The following is a 26379-nucleotide window of genomic DNA, read 5'->3' on the forward strand; positions in this document are numbered from 1 at the left end:
AGCAACGAAATTACGGTAATTGCAATGGTTAGCCATTGCACGTCGCACCGCCCAAGCCGCGGTTAAAAAATAAATAACAAATACAAATTAATCATTAATCATAAAAATAAAAATATTGATAAGGAAATAGATTATGGAAGCAAGTAACGATATTGCGGTAATTGCGATGACTGGACGATTTCCCGGTGCAGAGTCTGTGGAAGATTTTTGGCAAAATTTGTCACAGGGTGTGGAGTCAGTAAAGTTTTTCGATCATGAAGAATTGAAAGGAATGGGTATTGATGAGCATTTGTTAGACAACCCTAAATTTGTCGCAGCCGATGCTGTGTTAGATGATTTGGACCAGTTTGACGCTCGTTTTTTCAACATTTCACCACGAGAAGCAGAAATTACAGATCCGCAACAGCGCTTGTTCTTGGAAGCAAGCTGGGAAGTAATGGAGAAAGCGGGTTACGCACCAGAAAAGTATGACGGTGTAGTCGGCGTATATGCTGGTACTGCATTGAGCGGTTATATGATGAGAAACCTTAAATCTAATCGCGGCCTCATCGAACGTGTTGGTACATTCAAGACTATGCTGGCAAACGATAAAGATTTCTTATCAACCAAAGTATCTTATCAAATGGGATTAACCGGCCCGAGTGTCAACGTGAATACTCTTTGTTCTTCATCTGCCGTAGCGATTCATTTAGCAGTAGAATCCTTGCTTAACTTTCAAACGGATTTATCGATTGCTGGTGGTGTTTCATTCCAAATTACGCGTAATGAAGCTTTCTTTTATCAGGAAGGCAATATTGGTGCGCCAGATGGACATTGTCGCGCATTTGACGAACGAGCTGCCGGTACTGTAAGTGGCAGTGGTCTAGGTGTTTTAGTATTGAAGCGCTTGGAAGAAGCTGTAGAAGACGGCGACAACATTCTGGCGGTGATCAAAGGAACTGCCATTAACAATGATGGCAGTGATAAAGCAAGTTATACAGCACCAAGTGCAGAGGGACAAGCTTCTGTTATCACAGCAGCACAAGAAATGGCAGGAGTAGAGCCTGAATCAGTCACTTACATTGAAGCTCATGGTACAGGTACTAACTTAGGTGATCCGATTGAGGTTTCTGGTTTGACTAAATCATTCCAACGTCAAACAGAAGAGACTGGGTTCTGTGCTCTGGGATCAGTTAAAACCAACATAGGCCATTTAGTAACTGCGGGTGGTGTAGCTAGTGTTATTAAAACGGTACTGGCTTTGCAACACAGACAGATCCCTGCAAGCTTAAACTTTGAACGACCTAATCCTAAGATCGACTTCGAAAATAGCCCGTTTTTTGTTAATACTGAGCTACGTGAGTGGGAAAGCAGAATGGGTTATCCATTGCGAGCTGGAGTAAGTTCATTCGGTATCGGTGGTACTAACGCGCATATTGTATTGGAAGAAGCGCCAGTAGTTGAAGAGGGCGATCAAGGTCGTTCAGCGCTATTTTTCCCGCTTTCAGCCAAAACAGATACTGCTTTGGACACTATGAAGAAAAACTTAGCTGAGTTTATTTCTAATAATCCAGGGGTGTCACTAGCTGACGTTGCATACACATTACAGGTTGGTCGTAATGACTTTGAACATCGTCAAGGTTTCGTTTCCTCAAATGAGGAACAGTTGTTATCACAGTTACGTGGTGAGAGCTTTGATGGTGTATTTGTCAGTCAGCAGAAGAGCACAGATCGAGCTGTTGTATTCTTATTCCCGGGCCAAGGTTCTCAATATCCAGATATGGCAAAGAGCTTGTATCAAACTGAGGTTGTATTTGCTGAATATGTTGATAACTGTGCCGAAATATTACTGCCTATTTTGGGCGAAGATATTCGTAACGTGATTTTTGGCGACGATAAAGCACTAGTAGAGGAAAAGTTAAGTCAGACTCAGTTCACACAACCGGCCTTGTTTGTCATTGAATACGCACTGGCTAAATTATGGCAACACTGGGGTATCGAACCTGAAGCAATGATGGGGCATTCAATCGGCGAATATGTCGCGGCTTGCCTATCTGGTGTATTTAGTTTAAATGACGCGCTAAATATCGTAGTTAAACGCGGTCAGTTAATGAACGCAATGGCTCCTGGCGCTATGCTTTCAGTTAACCTAGCAGCTTCTGAGGTAACAGAACAACTTTCAGATGATCTTTGGCTAGCAGCTGAGAACAGTGATGGCCTATCTGTGGTATCAGGTACAGAGGCTGCCATTGAACAGCTAGAGGCTAAATTAGCAAAACAGGGTATTGAAGCAAAACGTTTACGTACATCGCATGGTTTCCATTCAGGTATGATGGACCCAGCGTTGGCTGAGTTTACAGCATGTTTAGAGCAAATCGAATTTGCTGAATTGACGATCCCTTTCATCTCTAATGTAACGGGTGATTGGATCACTGCTGAGCAAGCAACTGATGTAAATTACTGGGTAGATCACTTACGTCAACCAGTACAATTTGCAGGTGGACTAACGGTCTTGGCAGAAGATGAAGAGCGTTTATTGTTGGAAGTAGGACCTGGTCAAAGTTTACAGCAGCTTGCTAAGCGTCACTCGGCAGCCAGCAGTTTACGTATGGTGAGCTCTTTACCTGTTGCTAAACAAGCTTCACAGGCTGAGCAGCAGTTGACTAAGGCGGTTGCAAATTTATGGCTTGCTGGGACTAATGTCAGTTGGAGCAGCTACTACGAGACACAAAAACGACTGCGTCTTGAACTACCGACTTATCCATTTGAGCGCCAGCGTTATTGGATTGAAGAGGTACGTGATGGTGACTTCTTGCAAAAGCCTAAACACCAATTTGTTGATAGTCAGCAGCTGGAGCAAACAGCATCAGAAGAATTGGCATCATTAGATGAGTGTAAGTTTGATGTTAAGTTGAACTTTAACGATGAGCAAACTGAAGCGGAAGGGGTACAAGCGGTACAAAACATGCTCGAACTGCGTCAGCGTATTCAGCAGTTATGTGCCGAGTATTTAGACACAAATAAGCTCGAAGTTAATGTGTCGCCTGTAGGTGTTTATGGTCATGGCAGTGCTGAACATGCTGACTCTACATTAAATCAAAGCTTAACGGATCGTCCTAATATTACGACGCCTTATGTTGCTCCGACTACCGAGTTGCAGAAGGAGATTACCGAACATTGGCAACAAATATTGGGGATCAATACGATCGGGATCCATGATAATTTCTTTGATATTGGCGGTAACTCACTACTTGCAGCAACCTTGGTAACTAAGTTACGTACGCGTTTTGATTTTGAAGTCCCTCTGGTTGAGTTATTAGAGTTGCCAACAGTTGAACTGCTATGTGACTTAATAGAAACTAAGATTTGGTTGAAGCAAAATGAACAACAGCAGGAAGAGACTGATGCACAAAGTGATGATATCGAGGAGTTCACACTATGAGCCCGCTGTCGATATTAAACACTTTACGAAAGCAGGGAATTCAGCTTAGTTATGCTGATGACTCCCTCAAAATAAAAGCGCCTAAGGGCGCTATGACTGCTGAAATCCAAGCTCTGCTTAAAGAAAATAAACTGGCTTTGGTCGAGTTTTTCCAACAACAGCAGGTTAGTCAAAACCAACGTCATCTCAAAGAGGTTGCTGCAATTGATCGCGATCAAAGGTTGCCGTTAAGCTTTTTTCAACAGGCTTTATGGTTTATTGATCAGTTGTCTGATCAAGGCAGTCATTACAATGTTCCAATTACTATTGAAATCAAAGGTGAACTAAATATTGATGCCTTGCAGCAATCGTTGCAAGCATTGGTGATGCGCCATGAAATTCTGCGCACTTGTTATCTCAGCGATGACGAGGGCGCTTATCAGCAAATTATGCCTCAAGCTGATTTAGAATTGAAATACCAAGACTTACGCGAACTTCAAGCTGATGCGCAACAACAGCGTTGTCAGAGTATTCGCCAAGAGGTAACACAGCAGCCTTTTGATTTAACACAAGACTTAATGATCCGTGGTCAATTAGTTCAAACTGAGGAACAAGTTTACCAACTGTTTATTTGTATCCACCATATTGCTGCTGATGGTGGGTCATTAGCGGTACTGACTTTTGAATTGAGTGCTTTGTATCAGGCATTTAGTCAAGGTAAAACAGCTGAGTTGGCGCCTCAACCAATCCAATATGCTGACTATGCAAGTTGGCAGCTTGATTGGTTCGAGCAAGAAGGCCCTGAGCTACTATCATTTTGGCAAGAAAAGCTAAAAAATATTCCAGTTTTACATAGTATTGGTACAGACTATCCGAGACCAATACGACAGACTTTTGCTGGCGATACTGTGTCTTCTCATTTTTCCGAGCAGACGGTAGCGGGTCTTGAGGCGATTGCTCGTGATCAAAACGCGACCTTATTTATGGTATTGCAAGCAGCTTTTGCCACTCTGTTACATCGCTACTCTGGTGAGTCTGATATCGTCATGGGAACACCGGTAGAAAACCGTGAGCACTCAGGGTTGTCATCTTTAGTTGGGTTATTTGCTAATTCTGTCGTGTTGCGTAATGACTTTTCGAGTGATATCAGCTTCAACGAGATCGTGCGCCAGGCGAAACAATATTTATTGCAAGCATTTCGCCACCAAGCCATGCCACTGGAGGTACTAGTTGAGCACTTGCAGCCAGAGCGTAGCTTGAGCCATAGTCCGCTGTTTCAGGTTATGTTGGTATTGCAAAATAACCAAGGTGGTGCTTTGAGTTTACCTGGGCTCACCTTGAATAGTTTTTATCAAGAAAATAGCAGCGCAAAGTTTGACCTCACTTTGAATATTCAGGAAGACGGTAAGGCGCTGCGCTTAAACTGGGAATATAACAGCGATATTTTCTCCCGTCAGCGGATAGCGCATTTAAGCCAACTATTTGATCGCTTAGTAGCCGAAGTGATAGCTGATAGTGATGTGCAGATCGCAGATATTTGCTTGCTAAATCAAACTGAAAAGAACTTGCTATTGGGTGATTGGAGCTACAGAACTGCCGAAACACCTGTGGAGCAAAGTTTGCATGGGTTGTTTGAGCAGCAAGCGCAGTTAACGCCTGATGCAGTCGCCATTCGCTTTCAGCAAACAGTGATGAGTTATCGTGAACTAGATTTACGAGCGAATCAGTTGGCGCGTGTATTGCGAAAGCATGGTGTTGAGCGAAACCAGTTGGTTGGTCTTTGTTTACCACGCGGCGTAGATTTATATGTTGGACTACTGGCAATCTTAAAAGCTGGTGCAGCGTATGTACCTCTCGATGCCAGTTTCCCTGCAGAAGTGGTAGCGAAACGCCTGTCAGTGATCAAACCAAATATCGTGTTATGTGATCAAATCACGGCTTCCTTAATTGCTGAGGAGCAACAGCAATTGAATATCACCAATGTAGATTGGTCTGATGTGGATGCTAGCCAGTTAAACTTGCCATTTTCGTCACAAGATTTAGCGTACGTATTGACAACTTCTGGTTCAACAGGTGAACCCAAAGCCATCGCAATGAATCATGCGCCACTCACTAACTTGATTGCTGCGGTTAAGCTAGATTGTCCAACGCTTGCACAGCCCGCTCGAGTGTTGCAATTTGCTTCGATTGGTTTCGATATTAGTTTTACTGATATCTTTTTGGCATGGTTAAGTGGTGGAGAGTTGATCGCGATTGAGCAGCATCAGCAGCATGATGTGGTTAGCTTGAGCCAACTCATTGTTGAACAGCGTATTTCAGTGCTCCACTTGCCTTACTCAATGTTGCAGGCATTTGCGCACCATACGATTTCTTCTGAGCAGAAACTTGATGATGTTAATGTAATTATTTCTACCGCTGAGCAGCTCAAGATCACAGATGATATTCGAGAATTGTTTAATCACTGGACTAAGGCTGAGCTACTTAATTACTTTGGACCTTCCGAAACGCAAGTTGTTACTTCGCATCAGTTGACAGGTGATGCAGACACTTGGCCGGAGATACCCGCTATCGGTAAGCCCATTACCAATGTCAGTTGTTATGTACTTGATGAAAAATTACAACCTGTGCCTGTTGGTGTTGTGGGTGAGTTGTATTGTGGTGGTGCTGGTGTGGCACAAGGCTATTTATATAACCCTGAGCTGACAGAACAAAAGTTTATTGCGGATCCTTTTTCTGAGTCTGATGGACAGCGCTTATATCGTACCGGAGATCTGGTGCGCTGGACTCAAGATGGAGCGTTGGAATACTTTGGTCGTGGCGATCAACAAGTGAAGTTACGAGGGTTTCGCGTTGAATTGGGTGAAATCGAAACGGCACTCATACAACAAGCTGGCGTGAGTGATGCTGTGGTTATTTTAGAGCCTGAGCAACAAATTCTGATTGGATATGTTGTGATCGATGGTTCTGTTGTGACCTCTTTAACACAGTTAAAGCAGCAGTTAACCCAACTACTTCCCAGTTATATGATACCTGCTGGGCTAGTTGCGATGGATAAACTACCACTGACAAGCAATGGCAAAGTTGATAAGAAAGCATTACCAGCTGTTGATTTATCACAACTTGAAAAAGTTGAATATGTGGAGCCTGTTAGTGAAACTGAGAAGGTACTCGCTAGTGTTTGGCAGCAATTACTGTCGGTTACTCAAGTTGGGCGAAACGATAATTTCTTTGACATTGGTGGGCATTCATTATTAGCAACTAAGTTAGTGAACCACATCAGAGAAAAGCTGCAGGTTGAAGTATCAATCGGCAACATTTTTGAACATCAGACTTTGTTTGCGCTCGCTGAATTTATTGACAATTCAGAAGGGTGTGATGATTTGGTTTTAAGCCTTACCAACGACAATGAACAACCTGTACTGTCTTATTCTCAGCAGCGTTTCTGGTTGGCAGCGCAAATGGAGCCTAATAGTACGCAGTACAATATGTTTGGTGCTTACCACATGCGTGGAGACTTGGACATTGAGAAGCTTACTCAAGCTTTCAATATCGTGATTGAACGTCACCCGATCTTGACGACTGTGTACACGACTACAGCCAGTGGTGAATGTCAGCCGGAATTGAAACAATTTGCTCCCTTTACTTTGAAGCAATTTGATTTGAGTCTTGTTAGTGCTGCTGAGCGCCAAAGCCAACTGGAACAGTTAATTACTTTAGAACAAGATCAGCCTTTTGATTTAACAAAAGATATGATGGTGCGCGCTGGTTTAGCTAAAATGAGTGAGCAGCATTGGGTGCTAATATTGACTATTCATCACATTGCATTTGATGGGTGGTCTTTTGCTATTCTAAACCGTGATCTTGCTGAGGTTTACAATGCCTTAACTGAGCAAAGAGAGCCTAAACTTCCGCCTTTATTGACTAGCTACAATAACTATGCCCGATGGCAGCGAAATTGGCTGGAGCAAGGCCGCAGTGAACGTCTATTAGATTTTTGGCGCGATGCACTTGATGGGATCCCTGAATGTTTAAGTTTACCGACAGATTATACTCGATCAACTGAGCCTGATTTTCGTGGTAAACGTTTTCGCTACCAATTAGATTTGTCTTCTAGCCAAGCTGTACAGCGATTAGCACTCAATAAAAACGTCACTCTGTATATGGTATTGCACAGTGCTTTATCGTACCTCTTAAAGTGTTACTCAGATTCAGATGATATTGTGGTTGGTAGTCCAATTGCCAATCGTGAGCGTCATGAAATTGAAAATGTGGTAGGTGTATTTATTAATATGCTAGCCATGAGATTAAAATTCTCTGCGGATATTAGTTTCAATGACTTATTGAAGCAAAGCAAAGAGTATTCACTAGCCGCATATCAACATCAGCAATTACCGTTTGATGCATTAGTTGATGAGCTTGCGCCAGAGCGTCACAGCAACTTCAGTCCAATTTATCAAGTTATGTTGGCTTTACAAAACAATGACGCTGCAGATGTACAGCTTAACGGTTGTGTGTTTAATGAATTGGAGTCAGACCACCTGATTGTGAAGAACGACTTATGTTTAAATGTATTGGAGTCTTCTGATGGTTTGGTCTTTGAGTGGGATTATCCAGTAGCTTTATTCAAGCAGTCGACAATCGAGCGAATGAATAGTCAATTGGTTAGGCTATTGCAATCAGTAACGGAGCAACCAGACCGTCAGTTGTCAGCAGCTGATATGTTGGCTGATGACGAACTTGAGCTTATTTCGAAGCAGTGGAATGTCACTCAATATATTAAATATGACTACGAACATTTGCATCAGGTATTTGAAAACCAAGCACAATCTTTCCCACAAGCTTTAGCGGTGAGTTGCGCGAATGAGCAGTTAACTTATGAGCAACTCAACCAAAAGGCGAATCAGTTGGCAAGAGCGCTCAGTGCTGAGGGGGTCTCTCAAGGTGATCATATTGGATGTTTCATGGAGAGGTCCAATGAAGCTGTTACCACTATATGGGCACTTATGAAGCTGGGTGCAGTGTATGTGCCTATAGACCCTGTTAATCCAAAAGAGCGAGTTGAGTATATTATTCAAGACGCCAACATTGAGCTGTTACTTAGCTTATCTCGTCATGAAGAGCGACTGCCAGAATGTGGCGGAGTTATTTTAGTAGATAAATATCCAGAACTATCTGAATTTGACGATCATAATCTACCAACCTTAGCTGATAGTAATCTGGTTGCTTACATCATTTACACTTCTGGCTCTACAGGAAAGCCAAAAGGGGTAATGGCCACACACAGTAATGTTATTTCATTGTGTATGGAAGCGAATAAGCTGTTGAAATTTAAGCCCGGAACTCAAGGCGCTGCCTTGGGCTCACTAAGCTTTGATTTATCTATAGCTGAGATTTTAATGCCATTGTGTCATGGAGCGTCAGTAAGACTTGTTCACCCTGATGAAGTTATGGATATGGAATTGTTCGGTCAGTCTTTAAAAGACTGTACCTTGTTACATGCAGTACCATCATTGATGAGTGAGGTGTTGTATTACAAAGATCAGCTGGATGATTCTGAACAGTTTTTACCTAAGCTCCAAATTTTGGCAACGGGTGGTGAGCAGGTATCCAGAGATTTATTAATACGCATGCATGCTAGCTTCCCTGAGGCTGAGAAATTCGAAATTTACGGTCCAACTGAATGTTCTGTCTTTTCTACTATGAGAAAGGTGACTGACTTTGAAACTGCGCACAATAAGTCAATCATTGGTCATCCTATTAAACATGTCAAAACGGTGGTAATGGACCAAGCTGGTAACTTGTTGCCTGTGAACGTGCCTGGAGAGCTTTGTATTTCAGGTCCCGGGGTAACTGCCGGTTATCTTAACAGACCAGAGTTAACGGCAGAAAAATACGCTACAACCGATATTGAGTGGCTCGGAGAACGCGTTTATCGAACTGGCGATTTAGTGCGTTGGCTTGAAGATGGTAGTTTCGAGTTTTTGGGGCGTATAGATACACAGGTAAAAATTCGAGGTTTCCGAGTTGAATTAGCGGAAATAGAAACAGCGTTTAAGCAACTACCTGTGGTCAAAGAAGCATTAGTTAGTTATTGGCGTTCGCCAGACTGTTTGGTGGCGTATGTTGTTTGTGAAGAATCATTGACAGCACAACAGCTATTTGATGAGTTCTATCAAACTGCGGGTGGAGCTTTGCCCAAATATATGATCCCCGACAGCATAGAATTGATGGAAAGCTTACCGACGAATAGCAATGGTAAGTTTGATCGAAAACAATTAGTTCGTCCTGCTGAGCTTATGGTTAAGCAAGCGCATTACCAAGCACCTAGTTCTCAACTTGAGCAAGCTTTATGTGATTTGTGGCAACAACTTTTGAATCGAGAGCAGATTGGCGTTTTAGACAACTTTTTTGAGCTAGGTGGTCATTCTTTATTGGCAACTCGTTTGGCTACATTGGCAAGTCATGAGTTTTCAGTCGAGCTATCGGTGAAAAATATTTTTGCCCATCAGACGATTCAGAGCTTAGCTGAGTACATTGAACATCAAGGGAAGAGTAATTTAGGGCGTATTGAAAAAGCGCCGGTTGGTCTCAAAGACAACCTGTCTTTTGCGCAACAGCGACTTTGGCTAATTGATCAGATTCAAGTTGATAATTCTCAGTACAATATGCCTTCTGTGCTGCGTCTGAAAGGGCAGCTGGATGTAGAGGCACTATCGACGAGTTTATTGACCATTGTTGAACGTCATCAAGTGTTACGGACAGGTTACCGTCGTAACAGTTTGGGCGAAGCTGAGATCTTTTTGCACCCAGTGCCTAACTCTGTGATCGAATGTATCGACCTTACTCATTTACCGCTTGCTGAGCGAGAAATTGAGTTGGAAAGACACAGTAAACAATCTTGCCAAAGTCCTTTCAACCTCACTGATGACCTCATGCTCAGAGCCTGTCTAATTCAACTGACAGAAGATGAATATGTATTATTGGTGACCATGCATCACATAGCATCTGATGGTTGGTCTCAAGGAGTGATGGTTAAAGAGCTAGCACAGTTGTACGCTGCTTATAGCGAGCAAAAGCCGAATCCATTACCTGAGTTACCGATTCAGTATTATGACTACGCTCATTGGCAAAACACTTGGTTGAGTGGTGATAGGTTAGAGGGTCAAATTGACTACTGGCGTCAGCGCTTAGATGGGATCCCAACAGTCCACAATTTACCATTGGATTTTGCACGAAATAAAGCGGTAGGTGGTGCAAGTGCATATTATCAACACCAGTTGTCTCCATCATTACTTGCAGGGTTAACCAAGCTAGCTGCTGCCAATGATGCGACTTTGTTTATGTTGCTCAACAGCGTATTTGCTTGCTTGTTAAGTCGACATTCGGGAGAAACTGATATCGTAGTAGGTACTGCAGTTGCCAATCGCGATCAAGTTGAAGTTTCTGATTTAGTTGGGTTTTTTGTAAATACCTTAGTTTTACGTACCGAGCTACATGATGATCCTAGTTTCCACGATTTATTAGCGCGTTCACGCGAAGATTTATTAAATGCTTATCAAAATCAGCAGGTATCATTTGATCACTTAGTTGAAGAATTAAATCCAAAGAGAAGCTTGAATCATAGTCCGCTATTCCAAGTTATGTTGGTATTGCAAAACAATGAAGAGATATCGCTAGATTTAGCTGATTTGCAGTTGAGTTTAGCGAGTGAAAACATTGCTAATGCGAAATATGATATTACCTTGTCGGTTAATGAGGGTAGTGACGGTCTTACCTTGTACTGGGAATTTGCAGCTGATTTATTCACAGAAACAACGATTGCGCGTATGTCAGGTCACTTTGAACGATTGCTAGAGGCTGTTGTCAATGACCCTAGTTGCCAAGTTAGCAAGTTACCAATGATTACCGAGACAGAGCAGGAGCTGATTGTAAATGACTGGAACAACACTCAGGTCGATTACCCTGCAGACCAAGGTTTACATCAGCCATTTGAACAACAGGCGGCACTGACTCCAGATGCTGTTGCAGTGGTCTTTGAGCAGCAAAGCTTGACTTATGCTGAGTTAAATCGCCGCGCTAATCAACTAGCTGCTGTGTTACGTGAGCACGGGGTAAGCCATGCGGAACCTATAGGCCTATGTGTAGAACGATCGCTGGAAATGGTGATTGGACTTCTCGGTATTTTGAAAGCCAATGCTGCCTATGTACCGTTAGACCCTAATTATCCACTGGAGCGAAAGCAACGCATTGTGGCAAAAGCTGGGATCGCATTAGTCGTTGCTGATCAGAAAAATAGTACTGACTTTCAGCGAGTTGTGGCTGTGGATTCATCGCCAACAGAAAAAGCAGATTTAGACTTTAATCATGCCTTTACTGCAACTGCTTATGATACTGCTTATGTGATTTTTACCTCTGGTTCAACTGGAGAACCAAAAGGGGTGGAGATTGCACATCACTCTGCTGTGAATTTAATCACCTTGGTTAATCGCAACTTCAATATTGACGCTGAAGATACAGTACTTTGTATTACGTCGGTGGGCTTTGATTTATCTGTTTATGATATTTTCGGTGCATTGGCTGCTGGTGCAAAGTTGGTAGTCTCTAAGTCCGGTGATGAACTGGAACCTAAACGGTTATTAAACTTGATCGATCAACATCAGGTTACATACTGGGATTCAGTGCCAAGCACGCTAAAAATGATAGTTGATTACATAGACTTGACTCAGATGGACTTTAGCAATAACTCGTTGCGATTGGCGTTTTTAAGTGGGGACTGGATCCCAACTACGCTGCCGCAGCAAGCGAAATCTCATTTCGATCGACTGCAAGTAATTTCATTGGGGGGTGCAACAGAAGGCACAGTTTGGTCAAACTTTTATCCCATTACAGAGGATATGAGTCAGCGTAAGAGTGTACCGTATGGCCGTCCGCTGGATAACAATACTTTTTATATTTTAGACAAACACCTTCAGCCAGTACCTTTGGGTGTGGCGGGTGAACTGTATATTGGTGGTGTTGGTGTCGCTAAGAGCTACTATCAAGATCCGGAAAAAACGGCTCAATCATACTTGCCAAATCCCTTCCACGCAGATCGTCATCCAACCATGTATAAGACCGGTGATATGGGTCGCTTGATGGCTGATGAGCACGGCATGCCAGGACAGATGGAGTTCCTTGGTCGAATCGACCACCAAGTAAAAATCCGTGGTTTCCGAGTTGAATTGGGTGAAATTGAACATTGCTTGCGTCAGCATGAACTGGTTAAAGACGTGTTAATTATGGTCACAGATGAGCCTCAATATATTGTTGCTTACTTGGTTACCAGTAATGAACATGAGTTTGACGAGTCTCAACTTAATCAAGTGATTAAGGCACATTTGGTTGAAAATTTACCTGATTACATGGTACCTGCCGTGCTGATGTTCCTACCGGTGTTGCCATTGACTGCCAATGGTAAGTTGGACCGTAAGGCACTGCCAAAACCAGACCTGGCGTCAGTATCGACTAGCGATTACATTGCTCCAGAGGGAGAAGTGGAGCTGCAACTGGCTGAAATTTGGCAAGAGCTATTACAAGTTAACAAAGTAAGTGTTACAGATAATTTCTTTGATATTGGTGGTAACTCTTTGTTGGCAACTCGTTTGGTTGCAAGCATTTATCGTCAGTTTGACGTTGAGATTGAAATTGCGAGTTTATTCCATAATCAATCCATACGTCAGCAGGCCCTACTATTGCAGTCATTCTTATCAACTCAAGATGTGTTGGATAACTTAGATGACTTGAGTGAAGCTGAAATTGATGCGCTTATGGCACAGATGGAGGAGTAGTTGTGTCTCAAAATAAAGTGTTAAATTTAGCCGAAAAGAAAGCTAAATTACGAGAAATGCTGCTTAAAAAGCAGCAAAACCAATCCAAGCCAAATAATTATCAGGCGATTACCCGTCGCCCTGATTCGGCTGAGACTGTTGAGCTTTCATATGCTCAACAACGTCTTTGGTTCTTAGATCAATTGCAAGGAGGCTCGGCAGAATACAATATGCCTGCAGCCTTCGCTGTCGAGGGGCGATTGGACGGACACTTGTTAGATCAAGTGTTCCGCCGCATTCTCGAACGCCACCAAGTATTGAGGACGTGTTATGTTGAGCAAAGCGATAGTAACGCTGAGCTGCAAGTTCAGCGCGTAGTTCAAAAAATACTAGATACTAAAGATTTTGCAGTGCTTAGCCATGACTTAAGTGAAGTGGCAGAGTCGGAACAGCAGGACAAGCTACAGCAGTTAATAGAAGCGGATGTGATAACACCGTTTGATCTTAGCGCTGATTTCATGTTGCGTGTCAGTTACATCAATCTAACTGGTCCTCAAGCCGAACAGCAGCGAGGAGTACTGTTGTTCAACGTACACCATATCGCTTCTGACGGTTGGTCGATGAATGTGTTGATGCAGGAGTTCCTCGCTCTGTATCGCGGTTGTCAACAAGGGCAGGCGTTGGATACCGTACTGTCTGAGTTGCCAATTCAATACGCTGACTTTGCCTATTGGCAACGTCAGGGTGATTTTGAAAACATGCTACAAAAGCAGCTGGAATACTGGCATCAGCAATTAGAGGATGTACCGACAATACACGGGCTGAGCCTAGATTATCCGCGCCCAGCAGAAAAGTCACACCAAGGTGCAAATATTTACCATAGTTTGAGTGCAGACGTGGCACAGGGACTCACTGAGCTTGCTAAACAGCATCAATTAACGCCGTTTATGTTAATTCATGGAGCCTTGGCTTATACCTTATCAAAGCATAGTAATAGCTCTGATATTGTCATAGGCACTCCTGTGGCTAATCGACGACAAGTAGAATTAACGCCTCTGATAGGTTTTTTTGTTAACACTTTGGTTTTACGAACTAAAACAGATTTTGACAATCTGTCTGACTATTTAGAGCACGTAAAGACTGTACATCTTGATGCACAGTCAAATCAGGATGTGCCTTTTGAGCGATTGGTGGAAATGTTAAACATTCCGCGTAATCGCGCATATCCACCATTATTTCAAATCATGCTGACCACCAATACAAATTTCGCTGTAGGTGAACAAGCAGAGGCTGATTCACTTAAATTGCAAGGACTAGAGTTTAGTCCTTTGCAAGCGGATACAGTGACCGCAAAGTTTGATTTGAATATAGATATTGCCCTTGAACAGGATGGGGTGAATTTAATCTGGAATTATGACACCAGTTTGTTCTCTGCTGAGCACGTAGCGCAGATCAATAGCCACTTGTGCTCTTTGTTGAGTCAACTCTCACAGCATGCGGTGACTCAAATTGGTAGTAAATTGAGTATGAGTCAATTACAGCTGTTGTCGCACTCTGAACAGACAGAGCTGTTACAGACTTTAAGTAGTGCTGAACTTGAATTCCCTAAACATCAAGGAATACATCAGCTTGTCGCTGAGCAAGCTGCTCAAGCGCCTTCATCAATTGCTTTGACTCAGCTCAACCATCACGGTGAGCTTGAGCAGTTGAGCTATTTACAGTACGAGCAGAAAGCAAATAAATTGGCTAATTATTTGATTCAACATCATGAAGTTAGCGCCAATCAATTAGTCGGTTTGTGCTTGCCTCGTGGTTTTGATATGCATATTGCACTATTGGCTATTCTGAAAGCGGGTGCTGCATACGTACCATTTGATATTAAGCTATCTGCTGAAGTCGTGAAAAAGCGTGCTGCCGCTGCTCAGATAAGTTTGGTGATTAGCAAGGAGAGTTTTTCGAGCTGGTTTGATGACTCTGTTATTGTGATTGATCTTGACGAGACAGAGCTTCAAACAGCCATATCATCTGAATCGCAACAGCTTGTAGAAAAAGCGTTTAATAGTCAGCAAACTTGTTATGCGTTGACTACATCTGGTTCTACTGGCGAACCTAAATTAATAGGGATGCCTCATAGACCTTTGGTGAATTTATTGTACGCAATGCAATTTGATTGCTCTGCTATTCGCGGTCAACACAGCATTATACAATTTGCGTCTATTGGTTTTGACATGAGCTTCACCGATAGTTTCTTGGCTTTGACTCAAGGTGGACAACTACACTTAATTAATGACGAAGATCAATTTGATACAGTTCAATTGGCTCAATTGATGCTAAAGCGTCAGTGCTCCTTGATAAATCTACCTTTTGCGATGTTGCAAGCTCTCTGTTGTTACAGTAATGAGAATGAACTGTATTTCCCTGATTTGAAAGTGATTTTGTCAACTGCGGAACAATTATTGATTACGCCTGATGTGCGTTTATTTTTCCGCCGCCATACTCATGTTGAGTTAGTAAATCACTATGGGCCTTCAGAAACCCACGTGTGTACTTCGTTGGTATTAGAAGGTGATCCAGAGCAGTGGCCAGCAACACCGACTATCGGCCATGCTATTGCAAATGTGCACTGTTATGTTTTAGACAAACAGCGTCAATTGGTAGCCAAAGGCGCAATTGGTGAGCTGTATGTCGGCGGTGAAGGTATAGCAACTGGGTATTTGGGAAATAAACGTTTAACTGACGAAAAATTTGTTATTGACCCATTTGTTGATGAGGTGGATGCCAGAATGTATCAAACTGGCGATTTAGTTCGTTTCAATGAGCTAAATCAGTTGGAATATATTGGACGCATAGACTCGCAAATAAAAATTAACGGTTTCCGAGTCGAGATTGGCGCGATTGAGAGTGCACTGAATGACCACCCATTGGTCAATCAGAGTTGTGTACTTTATTTGCCTGATGAAAAACAGTTATATGCCTATATTGCCAGTGGCGAAACTGAATTATCTGTATCTGAGCTAAAGTCCTATCTACAAACTGTGTTACCAGAGTACATGGTGCCTCAATTTTATGAGTTTTTGGCTCATCTGCCGTTAAATACCAATGGTAAAGTCGATAAAAAGTCTTTGCCAAAGCCTGATTTGTCATCGTTAGATGTAGCGTATCGCCCGGCTGAGACTGAGGTTGAAGAGTCTATTGTGGCTTGTTGGGCAAGTTTACTGAACAGGCCTGCTGACCAGATTAGTATAGATGCGAATTTCTTTGATTTAGGGGGGCATTCTTTATTAGCAACTTCGGTGGTGACACATATTAAGCGACAATATCAGTTATCACTCAAAGTAAAAGACTTGTTTGACCATCAAACGGTAGCGACTCTTGCCAACTATGTTGAACAGCAAATGCAATTAGAACAACCTTATGTTGAAGTTGAGATGGAAAATGTTGTTCCTCGTCCAGAAAATGCAGAAGCTGAGCTGTCTTTCCAGCAGCAGAGATTATGGTTACTCAGTCAATTGGAGGCCAGTTCAAGTCAATATAATATGCCTTTAGCACTGAACATTCGCGGACAGCTAAACTTAACGGCTTTACAAAAAACGATCTACAGCATTGTCGATCGTCACGAGGTGCTCCGCACAGTTTATCGTGTGGATCAACAGGGGCAGGGGCTACCTGTCTTGATTGATAATGATTTTGAAATTAATTTTGTTGAGTTAACAGACAAAGCAAATGCAGAGCTGGCATTAAGTGAATTGGCGAAGGCCGAAGCGATGAAACCATTTGATTTGTCTAAAGATTTAATGCTAAGGGCTGGGCTAATAAAGTATGCTGAACAAGATTACGTATTACTACTTACAAGTCATCATATCGCCTCTGATGGGTGGTCGACGGCAATCTTAATTGATGAGATCTCTGCGTTTTATCATCATTATGATAAAGGTGAGAGATTAGAGTTAACTGAACTCAGCGCACAATATCAGGACTACGCTTATTGGCAGAGGCAATACCTACAAGGTGAGACATTGCAACAGCAGTTGGATTTCTGGCAACAATATTTAGCCAGTGCTCCAGCTGTGCACAGCTTGCCGTTAGATCACAAACGTCCACCGGTGATGAGCCACCGTGGTGATGTTGTTCACCAACGAATTACAGGTCAACTGTGGCTACAGATTGAACAAGCATTGTCAGAGCACCAAGTAACTTTATTCATGTTGCTAAACGCGGCTTTAGGCGCATTCCTAGCACGCTATGGTAATAGTGATGAAATGTTACTAGGCACACCAATTGCGAACCGTCAGCAACAAAATGTTGCACCATTAGTTGGGTTTTTTACCAATACTTTGGTGACTCGCACTCACATTGATGATCATCCTGACTTTGCTACCTTGTTACAGCGCTCTAAACAAGAACTATTGGCAATTTATGAGCATCAGCAGCTGCCTTTTGAAAAGTTGGTAGAGGCGTTGGATATTGAACGAAGCCCAAGTTACAACGCATTATTCCAGGTCATGTTGGTATTACAAAATAATAGACAACAGCAGATCAGCTTAGGTGATTTAACATTGGAGCCATTCGAACAAGAGTGGCCTGTTGCGAAATTTGATCTCAATGTTGTGGTTAATGAGCAAGACGACGGCCTAGCTCTGGTTTGGGAATTCGCGACTGATTTATTTGAAAGTGCAAGCATCGAACACATGAGTGAGCGCTTTAGTGTTTTCTTAGCTGAAGCCTTACGTCAGCCAACAACAGAAGTTAATAAGCTGAGCTTAGTTGCGCCGCAAATGCAGCAACAGCTTGTTGAACGCGGTGCTGCGCGAATGCAAAATCAGGAGTCGCGTAGTTTAGTTGAAGTGTTTGAGCAGGTTGCGGCGAGTGATCCGAACAAGACGGCCGTTGTGATGGCTGATCAAAAGCTAAGTTATCAACAATTAAATGCCCACGCAGACTCTATTGCTGGCCAGTTATGGCAAATGGGAGTGAGGCCTGAGCAACCAATAGGCCTTATGATCGGCCGTTCATTGCAACAAGTAGCCGCTATTATCGGTGCTTTGAAGACTGCTACTGCTTATGTACCTCTTGGGTTAGACATTACCGAGGAGCGCTTACAGCACATTATTAGCAGTGCTAATATTGAATTGATTTTGGTTGATCAGCACGTACCAACTGAACTGAAACAGCTATTTCCACAAATAACCTTTGTTGATGTTAACTACCTGTATAACACTGAAATGACTTGGTCTAGACCAATTGCTCCATCTGCAGATAGCTTGGCATATATTATTTACACGTCGGGCACCACTGGGGTACCAAAAGGAGTCATGACCACTCACGGTAATGTGCTGCGCATGTTTACTGCTTCTGAAGATGTATTTTCATTTGATGCCAGTGATGTTTGGAGTGTATTCCACTCATACACATTTGATTTCTCAGTGTGGGAGTTCTGGGGCGGGTTATTATATGGCGGCACTATTGTCATGATTGATGAAGTAACTTGTCGATCGCCACAAGCATTTGTTGAACTTATGGAGCAGGAGCAAGTAACTGTTCTGAATCAGACGCCATCGGCATTCATGCAGGTTATCAATCAGACGTTAGCTGACAAAAATAATCAGTTATGGCAGCAACTTCGCATGGTTATTCTTGATGGAGAGCCGCTTGATTTTGCTAATTTACAGCCATGGTTTGAATTTTGTGATGGTGTAAACCCGTGTTTAATTCATACCTATGGAATTACTGAGACGACTATACATGCAACTTATCGTGAAGTGACTGCTGAGGATGCTCAAAGCCGCTCGGTGAATTTATGTGGTCGTCCATTTGCTGATTTGTCACTTTACATTGTCGATAAACAACTGAACTACTTGCCTGATGGCATGGTAGGACAGATTGTGATTGGTGGTGCGGGCTTGGCAAAGGGTTACCTGGGTAATGAACAGCTAACCGCTGAGAAGTTCATTAATGACCACATTGGTCAACAGGGCCGTTTATACCTTACAGGTGACATGGGGCGTATTGCACCCAATGGTGAATTGGAAGTATTGGGCCGTATTGATCATCAAGTTAAAATCAGAGGATTCCGCATTGAATTAGGTGATGTAGAGGCTGCGTTTAAAGATATCGAAGGCATTAGTCATGCTGTTGCCGTTGCGGTTGATGCACATACTCTCGGTGCTTGTGTTGCTTTATCGGCCGACGCTGAAATTACACAATCGCAGATTTTACAAGCCGCTCAAGCGAAGCTTCCCGGCTACATGATCCCTGAAAGGTTATTAGTGTTGCAGCAAATGCCGTTGACACCAAATGGCAAGGTTGACCGTCGTAAAGCTAAGCAGATGTTAGCTGAAATGAAGATTGAGCGTAGCGAGCACTGTAGTTTAAATACGGATACTGAACGGGCTATTGCCGAGGCTTGGAGTGAACTGCTACCTCAGCAGCAGTTTGATCGTCATGATAACTTCTTTGAGGTCGGTGGCCACTCATTATTGTGTGTGCAAGTTGCAAAGGCAATCGAGAATAAGCTTGGTAATTCCGTGGCTGTAACAGATGTGTATCGCTTTCCGGTTCTAAAAGATTTTGCTCAGTTGCTAGATACCGAAAAGCCGCAACAGTCACAGAGCTTTATTGAGCATTTAGGAGACACCAGTAAGCCGACATTACTATTGATCCACCCAATTGGTGGTGACATTTTCTGTTACCGTGAATTACACCTTGCTTTGTCGGAGCACTTCTCGATTCTTTCGGTACAGCACCCTTATTTTGTGGGTCTGGTGGATGAACCCAAGTTATCGATAACCGAGTTAGCCACTGATTACTGTCTTGCGATAGAAAGCTATATAGATGAGCAGAATTTGGCAAAGCCTGAAATCATCATGGGATGGTCATTTGGTGGTTTAGTCGCACAACAAATGGCTTGGCATTGGCAGTCTCGGGATATATTGATGTCGCAAGTTGTGATGTTGGATAGCCCAGTAACAGAGGCTAATAAGCTGGATCAACTACATGAACATTTGGGGCTTACGGCAGAAGCTAGTGCGCAACAGGTCTATAGCCATTTGCTGACTGACGAGCCGTTTAAGCAGCTATTAATCGATACCTACCGCCTAAGCGCTACTGTTGACACATTGAATTCGGAAGCACTTACAAGGTTATTGCAATTATACACTGCAAATACAGTTGCTTTGACTTACCATAAATTTAATAAAATTGAATCTCCAATTCATTACTTCCAGGCAAGCAAAGCACCTCAACCTCTCGAGATTGAGACGCTGAAACAAAAAGTACAGAGTATTGGTGTCAATTATTCACTTGATATTTTGGAGGCTGACCATTTTGAAATTGTCGAGCAGCCTCATGTTGCTGCTGTTGTAGAACGATTGTTGGAAAAAAAATAATAAAAACATAGGAAGAAGGAAGCTCAATATGGAAAAAAACCTATTACGCTCGAAAATTGTTTGTCCCGATTATAATAAAAGCTATCCAAGCATTACCCATGGTCTCGGCTGTTATTTATACGATACCGATGGGACGGAGTACTTAGATGCTTCAGCGGGCTCTTGTGCAGTTTCACTCATAGGGCATGGCGATGAGAACATCGTGACAGCGTTGGCTGAACAGTCGAAAAAAGTTGCTGTTTTGCCTGCCCATTATTTAAGTGCCGAAGTAATACAAGGTTACTTAAAATCGCTTTGTGAATTTTCGGGTTTTGGGCACCGTGCTTGGACTTGTTCCAGTGGCACGGAAGCCGTTGAAAACGCGATGAAAGTAGCATTGCAGTACCATCAAATTAACGGTCAACCTGAGCGCTTTAAAATTCTCGGACGTCACGGTAGTTATCACGGTAATTCGATCTTTAATCTGGGTGTAGGTGGTATGCCAATGCGTCGGGCATCTTACAAGCACTTGATCAGTGACTTTGCCAAGGTGGATGCAAGCTATAGCTACCGATTTGCGGACGGAGATCCCGACTATGGCATACAATCCGCTGAATCTTTAAGGGCTTGTATTGAGCAAGAAGGACCAGAAACGGTTGCTGCTTTTATTGCTGAGCCGGTTGTTGGTGCTGCGTTGGGAGCTGTACCCGCTGCAGATGGTTATTTTGAGCGAATTCGTGAAATTTGTGATGAGTACGGCATTTTGCTGATTGTCGATGAAGTAATGAGCGGGATGGGGCGCACTGGGCGTAACTTTGCAATCGAGCACTATAACTGTGAACCTGACATATTAGCAACGGGGAAAGGTATCGGTGGTGGATACTTTCCATTGTCTGCATTTATCGTAAACAAACGCGTCGCAGATGCTTTTGTTGGCAACAACCAGGCGTTTCTTGGTGGCCATACCCATGCTTGTACTCCTCAAGCCGCTGCTGTCGGTCAGTATGTTCTGGATTATATCAAGGAGCATAATATTGTAGCTAAAGCGGAAGCGGATGGATTATATATGAAGCAGCAGTTACAAGATTTACTTCAGTATGATATCGTCGGAGACGTTCGAGGGGTCGGTTATATGATCGGCATTGAGTTCGTGAGTGATAAAACAACACGAGAACCCTTTGCACCTGAGCTTAATGTCAGTGCAAATATAGGTCAACGTTTGTTAGAACAAGGAGTAATCTTGTATCCGGGCAAGGGGTCGGTTGATGGTTATGCTGGAGATCATATTTTGATCACTCCGCCTTTAACATTGACCAGAGAGCAAATAGATCATATGTGTCATTGCTTAGCCGTTGCTATAGAACAAGAAATGGATGAACTCAGGCGTGCTCATCCTTAAATAACACAAATTAGCGTCAAGGTTGGCAGAGGAATCTGTGATGAAGCAATGCCAACCTTGAATTAACAAAAATAACAAGGGAGTTAATTTTAGTGCCAAATTTTTTTCGAAATTTTATTTTTACCTCTGCAGTAATTGGATCCTCAGTTTCCACAGTGCAAGCAAACTCAACGCCTGTAGTAAGGGTTGGCGAAGCTCAACAATGGCAGCGAGGAATAGAAAAGCCTTTGTATTGTCACTCTGACGTTCCTTTTCGTCAGCAAATTTCAAGTCACGTATCTGCTGAATTAACTTGGTTGTTACCTGCTGGTAGCCGAGTTAAAAAAGGTGAGTTATTAGCGAAACAAAATGACTTTTACCTGAAGCGTCAGCTTGCTCAACTGGATGCAAACGGTAAAGCAGCGCACGCAAATTATATTTATTCTTTCAATGAATTTGAGCGACTTAGCAAATTAGATGAAGGTGGCGTTGTCTCAAGTTCTGAATTGCAACAACACAAAAGAGATTATCAAACCGCATTAGAGCAAAATAAAATTTATGCGGAACAATACCAATTAGTTAAGCATCAGTTGAATAATCTAACACATCGGGCACCAGCTGATGGTATCGTTCTTTCATTGTCAGGGGAGCCAGGACAATGGGTTGGCGAAGGGGAAAGTATTTTAGAATTTTTGCCAGCTGAGCAGCAGGAAGTTACATGCCGTGTTGCACTAGATTTGTATCAAGAGTTTAATCAGTTTGAAAACGTGGAACTCTCATTGGCCGATGGCACAGAACTGTATTTAGACCGAGATGCAGGTTTGGTGAGTAGTCAAGATCAAACTATCAATTTACATTTGAAATTCAAAAATAATCGCCCTGAAAAATTTCTTATAGGCCAACGGTATGTCGTTGATGTGTCAATGGCAGCTAACAATTTAACCAAAGTGCCATACGACGCTTTGACAATTAACAAGAATGAGTATTACGTTTGGCGTGTTGGCCAGGACAATAAAGTGAGTAAAGTTGTTGCAAAGATCATAGACACTGATAAAGATTTTTCTGTGATTCAAGCGGATATTCAAGCCGGTGATAAAGTAGTTGTTAAAGGGAAGATCGCACTTAAAGATGATACTGAAGTCACAATTAATGGTCAGGGCAAGCTATGAGATTAGTTGAAAAATATGGCTCGATAATCATAGCCTTTGCATTCCTACTAGTCGTATTAGGTGTTGTAGCTGGTTTAAAGCTTCCTAATGCGTTATTACCTAAAATCGACAGAGCACAAATTGCTGTAGTTACAGCTTGGCCTGGGAAAACTGCTGCTGAGATTGAGCAGAGCCTAATATCTCCTTTGGAGCGCCAACTAGCTGGTTTGAGTCAATTAAAAAACTTACAAACTAATATTTCTAACGGGCAAGCTTGGACTACCTTAAATTTCCATTATCAAGCTGATATGGAAAAAATTTATATGGAGGTTTTGGCGCGAATAAATCAAGTGCCTGACTGGCCCTCTCAGGTTGCTAAACCCAGAGTTATCGATTTTAGCAATGGCGCTGGTTCAACGCTCGCGTCTTTGTTTTTGTATTCTGAGACAGAAAAGTCACAAGAAGATTTTATGCATGCTTATCGAGCTTATGTTGAACCTGCGATGACAGATATTCCAGGTATCACTAACATTAACATGGATAATAATCGATTGGCACAACGGGTAGATATTGAATTCGATCCACAAAAACTAACTCAATTTTCCTTGAGCATAGCGCAAGTGACTCGTAAGCTACAGGGGTTGATTGACCGTTCAGGTGACAGTTTATTACTAGGTTCAAAAGAGTACGACTTGCATTTTAAAGGTCAGATGACGCTGGATGAGTTACGCAAATTGCCGATTGCGGTTACAGGCATCCGGGTTGTACGTTTAGGCGAAGTCGCGACCGTGCACAAGCGATTTGTATATGATTGGTCATACTCAACTTTTAAGGGTAATCCGGCAATTTATTTCTTCTTACAGCCAGATAAAGATATCAATGTACTAGAAACGATAGACCTCATCAAAACAACCTTAGATGAACTCAACGAGGGGCCGCTATCATCACTTGACCTTAAGGTTGTGATGAGTAGAGACAACTCACTGCCAATTAAACAAGCACTGCTATTGGTTTATGGTAATTTATTACTGGGTGTTTTACTCGCTTGCGGCTTCTTATATTATTTCATTCGCAATTTGCGCGTGGTATTTTTGATTTTTGTGAGTATTCCAGTGTGTTTGTCGTTGGTGTTGCTGGGGATGCAATTGGGTGGGCGAAGCCTAAACTTAATTTCGTTAGCAGGAATGGCGCTGTCCGTCGGGCTGCTGCTCGATGCGTCAATTATCATTGTGGAAAATATTCAGCGTTTACGGAGTACTGGGCTATCACTTTTGGAAAGCTGTCGCCAAGGTGTTTTACAAGTTCGTGCAGCATTAATTTCCTCTACTTTGTCTAGTATTGTAATTTTTGTACCTATCGTTTTAATGCACTCGGAAGTGAGCCAGTTATTTGGTGATCTCGCATATACGATTTCTAGTGCTTTAGTCGCCTCAATTTTGGTTGCACTGTTTCTATTACCAGCTTTATCGCGGCAGCTATTGCCTGGTCAGACAGAGACGACTGGTAAAAAATTGTCTGAAAAATGGACGATGTTTGTCACGGCACCATCTCGATCTAAGCTTCAAGGGCGTGCGTGGTTAATATTAGCAATTCCTGGCGCTTTGTTTGTCAGTTGGTGGATGAAACCTGAATTAGACTTGTTGCCTAATCCAAAAGAAAATATTGTTATGGTGTATACCGCTTTTGATGAGCCGCTTTCTGTCAATGCCGCTAAAGCACAAATAGGTAATGTAATAGAACAGCGTATTGCCACTCAAAAAGAACTTGGTGATCATCCTGCTTTCAATATTCACGGCTCTTTTTGTCATCCTGGCTACTGCTTGCTTTATTTTTACCCTGAGGGTACTTGGGACTTTCCTACTTTTAAGAAGTGGGTAGATACTGAAATAGTCCAAGACTTACCTGATGCGAGAACATATGTTTATCAAGGTACTTTACTTCGCTTAGCGCTGCCAGACGCGAGAACAAGTCAGCTCGATTTGAAAGGGCTGAGTATGCCAGAGTTACAAATTGCGGGACAAGAACTGCTCGCTCATTTAATCAAGACCTTCCCAGGTGCGCGGATCACCGAAGTTATTCCAATGCGTGATACAGTGGCTAGAGTAGAGTTTAAACCTAAAGCGGATACACTTGCTTTTCTGGGGATGTCTCAATCTGAGTTGAATCAGATTTTAGTAACTCTAACAGACGGCGCTTACCTCGGTCAGTTTTACGCGGACGGTGATACTTTGCCTTTCTATTTAAAAGGTCAAACCCCAGATCACCTTGAAGAGCTATTGCAAACTGAAGTGATGATACCAAATCAAGGGTTACATCCGCTGCGCTCTTTGGTTGAAACTCAGCTAAGCTTGGCGCCAAGCGCTATATACCGTACTGATCGTGAAGTAAGTATGTCGATTAACTTGGTGCCAGCCAATGGCCAACCAGTAGGTCCTTTTATTGAGCAAGTTAAAGCCGAGGTTTCAGCTTATTTAGCACAACGGCCAGATCAAGACTTATTTATAAATTATCGTGGTAGTGCAGATCAGTTGAGTGGCTTTTTAGCTGAGTTCTTGCAAATGTTCTTAGTTTCATTACTGATATTATTTTTATTGATACGGATCGCGCTTAACTCTTGGTCTTTAGCGTTAGCTGTTATGTTGTCGATGCCATTGGCTATATTAGGCGGCATGCTTTGTTTGAAAATTGTCGACTATTTTGCGCCGCAAAATTTGGATATTGTAACTATGATTGGCTTTATTATCTTAATGGGCTTAGTCATAAACAATGCCATTCTACTTGCGAGTCAATATCGTTCTGCGATGGTTGCCGGACAAAGTCAACAGCAAGCGATTATTCAGTCTACGGGTTATCGAATGCGAGCTATCTATATGAGTACGGGGACAAGTGTTTTCGGTATGTTGCCACTCATGCTCAGCCCTGGTGACGGTTCGGAGATATATCGTGGTCTGGCCGCTGTGATCGTGGGGGGTATGACGTTCAGTGCCTTGTTTAGTTTGGGCTTTATGTCCGCTTTGCTGTCCTTACCTGTATTCAATAAACAGACTCAATCAACGGGTGATTCTGAAACAGTAAATGAACCTTTGTTAGAAAATAAATAAAGGTTTGGTTTCTGCCGTGGCTACTTTTACTTGGAGAAGTCATGGTAGAGACCGTTATTTTCATCTCCACCATATAGTTTTCAATGATAGCTGTGACTGAAGTGGTGCGAGTTCTACGAAAAGTATTTTTCAGGGCTTGACTGTTTTGAACGATACAGCTCGCTCTATTAAAAGGATATATG

Annotated in this window: 6 protein-coding genes; all 6 read left to right on the forward strand. The window is 42.6% G+C overall.

All coding sequences use genetic code 11. The features are described from left to right. The first annotated feature begins 133 nt into the window (after positions 1–133). A complete protein-coding gene (locus S4054249_RS22520; RefSeq protein WP_046356034.1) occupies positions 134–3421 on the forward strand; it encodes a type I polyketide synthase in 3288 nt (1095 codons plus the stop codon). Further along, on the forward strand, positions 3418–13227 hold the full coding sequence (locus S4054249_RS22525) for a non-ribosomal peptide synthetase (RefSeq protein ID WP_046356035.1): 9810 nt from the start codon (positions 3418–3420) through the stop codon (positions 13225–13227). Before S4054249_RS22520 ends, S4054249_RS22525 begins: the two co-directional genes overlap by 4 nt. Before the next feature lie 2 nt (positions 13228–13229). Continuing rightward, complete coding sequence (locus S4054249_RS22530) at positions 13230–20591, forward strand: non-ribosomal peptide synthetase (RefSeq protein WP_046356036.1); 7362 nt, start codon at positions 13230–13232, stop codon at positions 20589–20591. Between the two features lie 28 nt (positions 20592–20619). Next, positions 20620–21969 (forward strand): aspartate aminotransferase family protein, encoded by a 1350-nt coding sequence (locus S4054249_RS22535; RefSeq protein ID WP_046356037.1) that lies wholly within the window; start codon positions 20620–20622, stop codon positions 21967–21969. 155 nt (positions 21970–22124) lie between these two features. Then, entirely contained in the window at positions 22125–23117 is a 993-nt protein-coding gene (locus S4054249_RS22540) for an efflux RND transporter periplasmic adaptor subunit (RefSeq protein ID WP_187301407.1), read from the forward strand. Further along, positions 23114–26197: an efflux RND transporter permease subunit gene (locus S4054249_RS22545; protein WP_046356039.1), complete on the forward strand. Its 3084-nt coding sequence runs from the start codon at positions 23114–23116 to the stop codon at positions 26195–26197. Before S4054249_RS22540 ends, S4054249_RS22545 begins: the two co-directional genes overlap by 4 nt. Positions 26198–26379 lie beyond the last annotated feature (182 nt).

The organism is Pseudoalteromonas luteoviolacea (assembly GCF_001750165.1).
Classification (GTDB): Bacteria; Pseudomonadota; Gammaproteobacteria; order Enterobacterales; family Alteromonadaceae; genus Pseudoalteromonas; species Pseudoalteromonas luteoviolacea_G.